The sequence below is a fragment of the Klebsiella sp. HMSC25G12 genome, from assembly GCF_001807705.1.
Classification (GTDB): Bacteria; Pseudomonadota; Gammaproteobacteria; order Enterobacterales; family Enterobacteriaceae; genus Klebsiella; species Klebsiella variicola.
On record NZ_KV789821.1, the window covers coordinates 1 to 8943 of the forward strand.

Here is an 8943-nt window from a genome sequence, read left to right on the forward strand (position 1 = left end):
GAAATGACCTGCTTATTCGCACCTTCCCTAACTTTTCCAGTTTAATGGCCTCTCGTCGAGTTGTGTGGCAACAGTGTTGCCACCGGCGGAAATCCGCCGGTTTGAATGCTTTTTTGTTCAGCAGGCGACGAGGTGCCCGTCGCCAAAATCGGTAAAGCGCTGCGGTACTCTCTGATAGCCGATGGGTTTGATCGGTTCTGGTCTTATCGGCATTGCGCTGGTGGCTCGGGGTTGCCGTCTTTGCTGAACGTCAGGTATAGGAACGGCGCTGAGCAAGTGCTGAGTATAAGGATGCTGCGGATGGTGCAACACTCGATCTCGTGGGCCGATCTCCACGAGCTGGCCGCCAAACATCACCGCTACCCGGTGGCAGATGCGCTCCACCACCGCCATATCATGGGAAATAAACAGATAGCTGAGCCGATAGCGCTGACGCAAATCTTCCAGCAGCGTCAGCACCTGCGCCTGTACTGAAACATCCAGCGCGGAAACCGATTCATCGGCGATGATCACTTTCGGGTTCAGCGCCAGCGCGCGGGCAATGCAAATGCGCTGGCGCTGGCCGCCGGAAAACTGGTGCGGATAACGCCGCATCGCTTCCGCTGGCAGGCCGACCTGCTGCAATAGCTGCGCCACCCGCTCCGTGCGCTGTACTGCGGGCATCTGCTCATGAATCAGCAGCGGCTCCCCAACCAGGTCGAAAATAGTTTTGCGCGGATTGAGCGCCGCCCAGGGATCCTGAAACACCATCTGCAAATCGCGGCGTACCGCTCTTAACGCCTCGTCCTTCAGGCCGTGCAGCTCCTGTCCGTTAAGCTGCGCGCTGCCGCTAAATGGCACCATATTCATCAGCGCTTTTGCCGTCGTCGATTTACCGCAGCCGCTTTCACCGACGATGCCCAACGTCTCGCCGGGGAAAAGATCGAAGCTGACGCCATCGACGGCATGGACTTCGCGACGCACGCGCAGGCCGTCGCCGCGCACCGGAAAGCGCACGCTGAGGTCGCGGACGCTGAGCAACGGTCGCGTCGCCTCGACCGGCGCCAGCGCGGGCGCCTGGCCCAGCACCGGTACCGCCTGCAACAGCTGGCGGGTATAAGCCGCCTGCGGCGAGGTAAACAGCGTTTTTGCCGGAGCCTGCTCCATGATTTTGCCGTGACTCATGACCAGCACATCATCGGCCATTTCTGCCACCACTCCCATATCGTGGGTGATCAACAGCAGGCTGGTGGAAAACGCCTGCTGCAGTTCGCGCATCAACTCGAGGATCTGCGCCTGAATAGTGACGTCGAGGGCCGTGGTCGGCTCATCGGCAATCAGCACCTGTGGCTGGCACAGCATTGCCATGGCGATCATCACCCGCTGGCGCATACCGCCGGAAAGCTCGTGCGGATACTGTTGCAGGCGCTTCTCCACATGACTGATTTTGACCGCGTCCAGCATCGTGCTGACCCGGCTGCGCCGTTCACGGCGGCCCAGCACTTCGTGGCGTTGCAGCGTCTCTTCCAGCTGCTGGCCCACCGTCATCAGCGGATTGAGCGAGGTCATCGGTTCCTGAAAAATCATGGCAACCGACTTGCCGCGCAGCAGCTGCATTTGCCGCTCCGGCAGGCTGAGCAAATCCTGGTTATCAAAAATAATCGCGCCGCCTGGAATCTGTGCCTCCTCCGGAAGCAAACCCATGATCGCCAGCGAAGTCAGCGATTTACCGCTGCCCGACTCGCCGGCAATGCACAGAGTTTTTCCCGGCCAGAGCGCAAAGCTGACGTCATCCACCACCCGCTGTGTACCAAACTGGATCGACAGGCGCTCGACCGAGAGCAGCGGCGCCGGAAATAGGACTGCTGACATAACGCTCCTAATTAAACACGCTGTTGGGAAAATAGAACGACACCACCCAGTTAGGCCGATCGACGATTTCGCTGATGCGCAGATCGCCGCACACGGAGCAGAGCATATAGGCCTCTTCCGCCGACATCCCTTGTTCGCGGCACAGCGCATCGATGGTATAGCTTACCGCGTCGCGGGCGGCGGTCATCAGGTCAGGGCCAATGCCGGTGAAGGCGCTGTAGCCGTGCCGATCCAGATGTTGGGTCACTGGGCCAGGGGTGGCGAAACGCGGCGTTTTCAGCGGCATATCTTTAACCACTTCCAGCTTCACCACCACGTCCATCGCGCTTTCAATCGCCGTGCCGCAGACTTCACCATCGCCCTGCGCGGCGTGGGTGTCACCAATAGAAAACAACGCGCCTTCTACTTCCACCGGTAGCCATAATGTGCAGCCAGCGGCCAGATCGCGAATATCCAGATTGCCGCCCACGCGGCGCGGCGGCACCACCGAATGATGGCCCGCGGCGGCGGGAGCGACGCCGAGGGTACCGGCGAAGGGTTTCAGCGGTACGCGGCCATATCGGCCAAAGGCGCAGGGGGTTAAGGCCTGGCGGTCATATTGCCACAGCGTCAGCGCCGGATCAGAAAACTGATCGGCCAGCAGGCCGAAGCCCGGGATATTCGCAGTCCAGCCAAAGCCGTTGGGACGAAAGGATTCCAGCGTCACCTTTAGCGCATCGCCCGGCTGAGCGCCTTCCACATAGACCGGGCCACTGACCGGGTTGAGCTTATCAAACGGCAGCGTTGGGATATCCGCTGCGGTAGAACCGGCGTTGAACCAGCCGTTAGCCGCATCCAGGCAGTGAAACTCCAGTTGGCTGCCGGAAGCTACGTGCAGGACCGGGCTCAGGCTGTTATCCCAGCCGAAATGATGTTGAGCATGATGAATGGTCTTCACCAGACAATTTTGGCACATCCTGACTCTCCTTTAAGCAGCGGCGCCGTCCCGGCGCCATCAAATTATTTCAGTCCGATATAGTCGTAGTTGACTGGTACATGCACTGGATCGACATACAGCGCGTCCTCGCCCCCCATGCGTGCGGAATGTACGGTGTAGCGCTTCTCGTTGAATACCGGCACCCAGGGCGCGTCATCCATTGCAGTGATGAAGATTTTGCGCCAGGCTTCAATGCGCGCGTCCTGCTGGTCGGGTTTCACCATGCTGTCCGCCGCGGCCGCCTGCGCGTCCAGCGCTTTGTTGCAGTAGCGCGCCCAGTTCCAGCCGCCCTCTACCGCCCCGGCGCAGCCGAGGATCGGGCCATAGAAGTTGGAGGGATCCGGGAAATCGGCGATCCACGCCATGCCGCCGGACCAGACCATCGGCGCTTGGCTGGCGGAGCCGCCCGCCGCAATCACATTCGCCTGCGCCAGGGATTTGATGCTGGCGTGGATGCCCACTTTGGCCAGATCCTGCTGGATAGACTGGGCGATACGCGGCTGCGGATCGGTATTCATCACGTACAGTTCGGTAGCAAAACCGTTGGGGAAACCCGCTTCGCTGAGCAGTTGCTTCGCTTTTGCCGGGTCGTAGCTGAAACCCTGATATGCCTTGTCATAACCGGGCATGGCGGGTGGCAGTGGCTGGTTGGCCGGCGCCGCGCGTCCATTAATGATGCGCACGATGCGATCTTTGTTGACCGCCATGTTCACCGCCTGGCGGACTTTGAGATTATCGAAAGGCGGCAGCGTGGTTTTCATCGTCACGTAGCCGGTCTGCAACTGGTCGCCGGTGACCATCAGGCCCTTATAGGCCGGGTTGTTTTTAAACGACAGAAACTGTGCGGGCGGTACGCCGTCGCCGGCAATATCCACTTCGCCTTTTTCCAGCCGCAGCAGAGCGACCGAGGGATCCTGTCCCATTTCGAACTTTATGTGATCCAGCCGCGGCACGCCGGCTTTAAAGTAGTTCGGGTTTTTGCGGAAGATCAGCTCCTGGCCCAGCTTCCACTCCTGGAGCTCAAACGCGCCGCTGCCGACCGGATGCTTGCCGAAGTCGGCGCCCCATTTCTCCACCTCCTCACGGGGAACCACCGAGGCAAAGTTCAGCGCCAGCACATGCAGGAAGGTGGCGTTGGGCTCTTTCAGAGTGATTTTTACCGTATGATCGTCGACGACCTCGATACCGCTCAGGGTCGTGCTTTTACCGCTGGCCTCCTCGTCATAGCCCGCGATGGGACTGAAGAACCCGGCGCCCGGACTTTGGGTTTTCGGGTTGACTGTGCGTTCCAGAGAATATTTCACGTCCGCCGCCGTGACCTCGCGGCCGTTGTGGAATTTCACCCCTTTGCGTAGCACAAAGGTGTAGACCTTGCCGTCCTCGGAAATGGCGTAGCTCTCCGCCAGGTCGTTCACCAACTCGGTGGTGCCGGGACGATAGTCCATCAGGCCGTCGAACAGGCTTTTGATCATCGACCAGTTTTGCCAGTCATAGCCAATGGCCGGATCGAGGGTCGCCACGTCGTTCTGGTAGGTCACCACGATATCGCCGCCGGTCTTCTCGTCAGCCTGCGCGCCATAAGAGAAACAGGCCGCGGCCACCGCCATTGTCAATAACGCATTTTTCATCATCTTCCCCTGCTACTTTTTGACATCAATGCGCGGATCGACCCACGGCAGCACCAGATCCGCAATAAGGTTGCCGCCAACAATGGCAACCGCTGACACGGTGGTTACCCCGACAATCACCGGGATATCCACCTGTTGAATCGCCTGCCAGGCCAGCTGACCGATACCCGGCCAGCCAAAGACCGATTCGACTACCACCAGTCCGCCCATAAAAATGCCGATATCAATGCCTATCATCGGAATTAGCGGCAGCACGGCATTCGGCAGCACGTGACGCAGCAGTACGCGGGTTCGACCCAGCCCTTTGGCCCGCGCGGTACGGATAAAATCCTGATGCAGCACCTCAATCATCGACGAGCGCAACATGCGTGAATACCAGCCGCTGCCGAGCAGGCCGAGGGTTAGCGCCGGTAGCGCCAGATGGCTGAAGCCGCCATAGCCTCCCATCGGGAACCAGTTGAGTACCACGGCGAAAAGATAGAGAAAAAGCATCGCGGCGATGAACTGCGGCGCCGAAACACCGATAAAGGAGAGCGCCATCAGAAGCCGGTCCGCCAGCCCGCCGCGTTTTAACGCCGCCAGGGTGCCGAGGGCGATCCCCAGTACCAACTCGCAGAGAATACCCGCCGCCATCAGCTGCAGTGACGGCCCGATACGGGCGGAAACCAGTTCACTCACTTCGCTGCGCTGAATAAACGAGCGTCCCAGATCGCCGTGCAGCAGCCCCTGCAGATAACGCCAATATTGCTGATAAAACGGCAGATCCAACCCCAACTGATGGCGGATGTTTTCGACTACTTCCGGCGTGGCACTGCGCCCGGCGATTTGGCGCGCTGGATCGGCGGGCAACATAAACAGCAGCAAATAGCAGATCAACGTAACGCCAAGCAGGATCAGCCCGGCATGCAACAGACGTTTTCCCAGAAATAGCATTAGTTTCGTCCTTTTAAGCCGGGATCGAGGGCGTCGCGCAGGGCGTCACCAGCGATATTGAAAGAGAGCGACAGCAGCACAATCGCCGCGCCGGGAAAGAACACCAGCCAGGGAGCCGAAGTAAAATAGCTCTGGCTTTCAAAGATGATGTTGCCCCAACTCGGCGTTGGTGGCTGTACCCCCACCCCGAGGAACGATAGAGTAGCTTCCAGCAGGACTGTGGTGGAGATGCCTAGTGTGGCCCAGACCAGCACCGTTGGCGCCAGATGTGGAATTAAATGCACGCCGAGAATACGCAACGTTCCGGCCCCCAGGGTGCGTTCCACGGCGATAAAGTCGCGGGCGCTAAGCGCGCTAGTTTCGGCGTAGATAACCCTGGCGATCTGCACCCAGTTCACCATGGCGATCACCAGGGACACGATCCAGACACTTGGCTGGAAAATCGCCGCCAGGGCAATCGCCAGCAGCAGTGCGGGAAACGCCATCATCAGATCGGTAAAGCGCATCAGCAGCCCTCCGATACGCCCCTGCAGATAACCTGCGCTAAGCCCTACCAGGACGCCGATCAGTACTGCAGTGCCGTTGGCGACAACACCGATGAGTAACGAAGTACGAGCTCCGTAAATTAAACGCGAGAAGAGATCGCGTCCCAGCAGATCGGTTCCCAGCCAGTAAGTGCTGTTGGGAGAAAGCGGTGCGCCTTCCAGGCTCAGTCCCTCGACAAACTGTTCATCGGGATCGAAGGGGGTGAGCCAGGGGGCAAACAGCGCGCTCATCACCACCAGGAGAATAAACAGCAGCGAGAGCAGCAGGGCTGGCCGGCGCAGAAAATATCCGACTCTATTCATTGTGCTCCCCGCTTGCCGGACGACATTCGTAGCAGCCACTTCTGCGCCACCTGTGCCACCGACTGGTTCGTACACATTGATTCCGAGCGCAGGCGAACCCATGCCTGTTGTTCATCAATACTTTCCGCTTGCATCTGGGCCGCCAGAGCTTGGGTAATCTGCGGCATTGCTGCCAGACGCTGGCGCAGTAGCATCTGTTGCTGTTGAATGTCATGCAACTGCTGACGCAGCCCCACTGCCATCATCAGGGTGGTATAGATGGCTCGCTGTGTAATAGGCTTGGTAAGGAGCGCTGTTGCCCCTAACTCCAGCGCGCGCTGTACCTGGTAAAGTCCCTCATGTGAGGTCAGCGCGATCACCGGTATTCCCGCCAGATTGATCTGGCTCAGGGTTAGCGGGCTGGCGAATGCCTCCAGTTCCACCAGTACTGCACAGGGGGTGAGAGGAGGTAAAGCCTCATCTCCGGTCAGGTGATGCCAGCGGATACCCATCCGCGTCAGGTTTTTTTCCAGCGCTTCGCGACTCCTTGCTTCACAGTCTACCAGCAGGAGCGGCTGAGCATCTAAATCCGGGGACAGCAGCGTTTTCATTTAACAATCCTCAGAGCAGGTCTGGCTGCAACCGTTCGGCTTTCACGTAGCTCGGTCGCGGAGAGATAGGGATCGGGCATAACCGGCAGCGGTTCGCGATGCAGTATCTGAAAGCAAGTTTGTTGCAACTCAGCGATGTAGCAGGGCAAATAGGCGTGGTTGTTTCGAGCCATTACTGAGCGAGCGCCCGGAGAATCAACGTCGTGCTGACGATGCAGTGCCGCCAGCACCGCACCCGGCTCGCTGTTTCCGGCCTCGCGCAGGCTATTGGCAAACAGCCTTACTGCCCGCCAGCCGCCGATATAGTAGTGGGAGATGCGCTGTGCGCCATGTTGCAGGTGCTGCCGCGCGCAAAAATCGAGATCGACGCTCTCAAAAAACGGTCCGCAGGAAAGCAAACGTACCGCCCTTAGTGGCGCGACTTCGGCGACTTCGGCTTCGGTAAAATTACAGCTGAGCACCGCTAACGTCCGCCGATCGCGAAGACAGGCCTCGTCCAGTGCGCGCAGAAACGCATAAGAGGTTTCGCCTACCAGGTTATTGAGTACAAAATCTACCTCTGTGCTGAGAATCGCCTCAATCAACTCGGTCACGTTGCTGTTTCTCAGGTGCAGATATTTTTCGCCCACCACCGTACCGCCGGAACCTTCCACTACCTCAAGGGCGATACGATTGCTTTCCCAGCCCCAGACGTAGTTAGAGCCGATCAGCCAGGAGCGATTTCCGAACATATCCAGCGCCAGCCGCAGGAGTGGCAGCAGAGTCTGGTTCGGACAACCGCCCAGATATACGACCTGCTCGCAGCTCTCGAACCCCTCGTAAGGACAGCCATACCACAGCAGCAGGTTATGCTGCTCCAGGTCCGGGATAATCTCCTTCCGACTGGCAGAGGTAATGGTTCCGAAGATATGGCGGATGCCGTGAGCGATAAAGGTGCTCACCGCTTCACTGTAGGCTGCGAGTTCACCCGCAGGGTTGATATGTCGGGCCCGCAGCTGAAAAGGATAAGCAGGATCGGCATTGATTTCCTCTAAGGCATGGCGCGCACCAAGCAGTGTGCTGTTCGCCAGGTGGCTGTAGGTACCTTCTGTGGAAAGCAAAATTCCAATATCAATAGTTTGCACGTATGTTTGCTCTCTGCATTAATAAAAAAGCCTGATTGTCCTTATTAGGACAATCAGGCTTCATTACCTGTCGATATTTAATGGATTCAAGGCTTAAGGGTTGCCCCTGCTTGCATATACCCGACATGAAAAATTCATGCCATTTTTAAAGCACAGTTAAATCAATGGATTATTTATTTTTGGAGACACTTTTGCACCAATGGGATGCGGCTTGCTCAGTTATGGTGCAATTTTCTGATGCAGTCTGGTCTCTTCAACATGAGGTGGAGTAATGCACACCTGTTTTAGTTCCACGCACTTTTTGAGAGTTCCGGTTTTTCAGCCATCAGCAGGTGATCCTCCGGCGTCAGGTTATTCAGGGATTCATGGGGACGCTCTGGATGGAAGATCCTCGTGACGAAGCCGAATTTGCCCCCGGCCACGTGCTTTTTTTCGAGCGTAATGTTGTCCATGCATTACCAACCCTTCTTGAAGAACCCGTAATATTTCTGTCATTGGCCAGCCCTCGTCGTGATCCTGAAGATATTACCTTTGTTGACCCGAAAGATGGCACTGCCAGAACCTTTATGGCCAGAAATAATGAGTCAGCATAAAGGGCCAGAACCAAAGGTAAGGTGGAGCGGATGGTGAAATACCTCAAGGAGAACTTCTTCGTCCGGTACCGCCGGTTCGACAGCTTCGCCCAGGTTAATCAGCTACTGGAGCAGTGGATGGCTGACGTTGCCGACAGGCGGGAACTTCGCCAGTTCAGGCAGACACCGGAACAGCGCTTCACGCAGGAACAGGAGCATCTGCAGCCGTTGCCGGATACGGACTTCGATACCAGCTACTTCGATATCCGTCATGTCTCCTGGGATGGCTATATCGAGGTTGGCGGAAACCGTTACAGTGTGCCGGAAAGCCTGTGTGGCCAGCCGGTATCAATACGGATCTCGCTGGATGATGAACTGCGGATCTACAGTAATGAGCAGCAGATGGCATCGCACCGTCTCT

General features: G+C 57.8%; 8 protein-coding genes and 2 pseudogenes. 2 read left to right on the top strand and 8 right to left on the bottom strand.

Translation table 11 applies throughout. From position 1 onward, the window contains the following. Positions 1-117: 117 nt before the first annotated feature. The 8 genes and pseudogenes from HMPREF3096_RS04720 to HMPREF3096_RS31325 form a co-directional block, all read right to left on the bottom strand. Positions 118-1851, bottom strand: coding sequence for an ABC transporter ATP-binding protein (locus HMPREF3096_RS04720; protein ID WP_004118832.1), 1734 nt, complete (start codon positions 1849-1851; stop codon positions 118-120). Positions 1852-1858: 7 nt separating this feature from the next. Next, a complete protein-coding gene (locus HMPREF3096_RS04725; RefSeq protein WP_023316423.1) occupies positions 1859-2806 on the bottom strand; it encodes an acetamidase/formamidase family protein in 948 nt (315 codons plus the stop codon). 44 nt (positions 2807-2850) lie between these two features. After that, positions 2851-4455 carry an ABC transporter substrate-binding protein gene (locus HMPREF3096_RS04730; protein ID WP_004152278.1) on the bottom strand — a complete coding sequence of 535 codons (1605 nt, stop codon included), beginning with the start codon at positions 4453-4455 and terminating at the stop codon, positions 2851-2853. Between the two features lie 12 nt (positions 4456-4467). Continuing rightward, complete coding sequence (locus HMPREF3096_RS04735) at positions 4468-5388, bottom strand: ABC transporter permease (protein ID WP_004118227.1); 921 nt, start codon at positions 5386-5388, stop codon at positions 4468-4470. After that, the gene (locus tag HMPREF3096_RS04740; RefSeq protein ID WP_004118228.1) at positions 5388-6236 is read right to left on the bottom strand and encodes an ABC transporter permease; all 849 of its coding nucleotides are present in this window, start codon (positions 6234-6236) and stop codon (positions 5388-5390) included. Before HMPREF3096_RS04740 ends, HMPREF3096_RS04735 begins: the two co-directional genes overlap by 1 nt. After that, entirely contained in the window at positions 6233-6826 is a 594-nt protein-coding gene (locus HMPREF3096_RS04745; RefSeq protein WP_004118229.1) for an ANTAR domain-containing response regulator, read from the bottom strand. Before HMPREF3096_RS04745 ends, HMPREF3096_RS04740 begins: the two co-directional genes overlap by 4 nt. Next, entirely contained in the window at positions 6823-7950 is a 1128-nt protein-coding gene (locus tag HMPREF3096_RS04750; protein WP_048293736.1) for a transporter substrate-binding protein, read from the bottom strand. The genes HMPREF3096_RS04745 and HMPREF3096_RS04750 overlap by 4 nt, the downstream gene beginning before the upstream one ends. Before the next feature lie 284 nt (positions 7951-8234). Beyond that, a pseudogene (locus HMPREF3096_RS31325) lies at positions 8235-8336 on the bottom strand (integrase); the annotation flags it as partial. Between HMPREF3096_RS31325 and HMPREF3096_RS30795 the strand changes: the two are divergent. Next, positions 8331-8543, top strand: a complete 213-nt coding sequence (locus tag HMPREF3096_RS30795) for a hypothetical protein (protein WP_161989521.1) — start codon at positions 8331-8333, stop codon at positions 8541-8543. The pseudogene HMPREF3096_RS31325 and the gene HMPREF3096_RS30795 sit on opposite strands and share 6 nt — an antisense overlap. After that, positions 8544-8943 (top strand): annotated as a pseudogene (locus HMPREF3096_RS04760) (Mu transposase domain-containing protein); the annotation flags it as partial.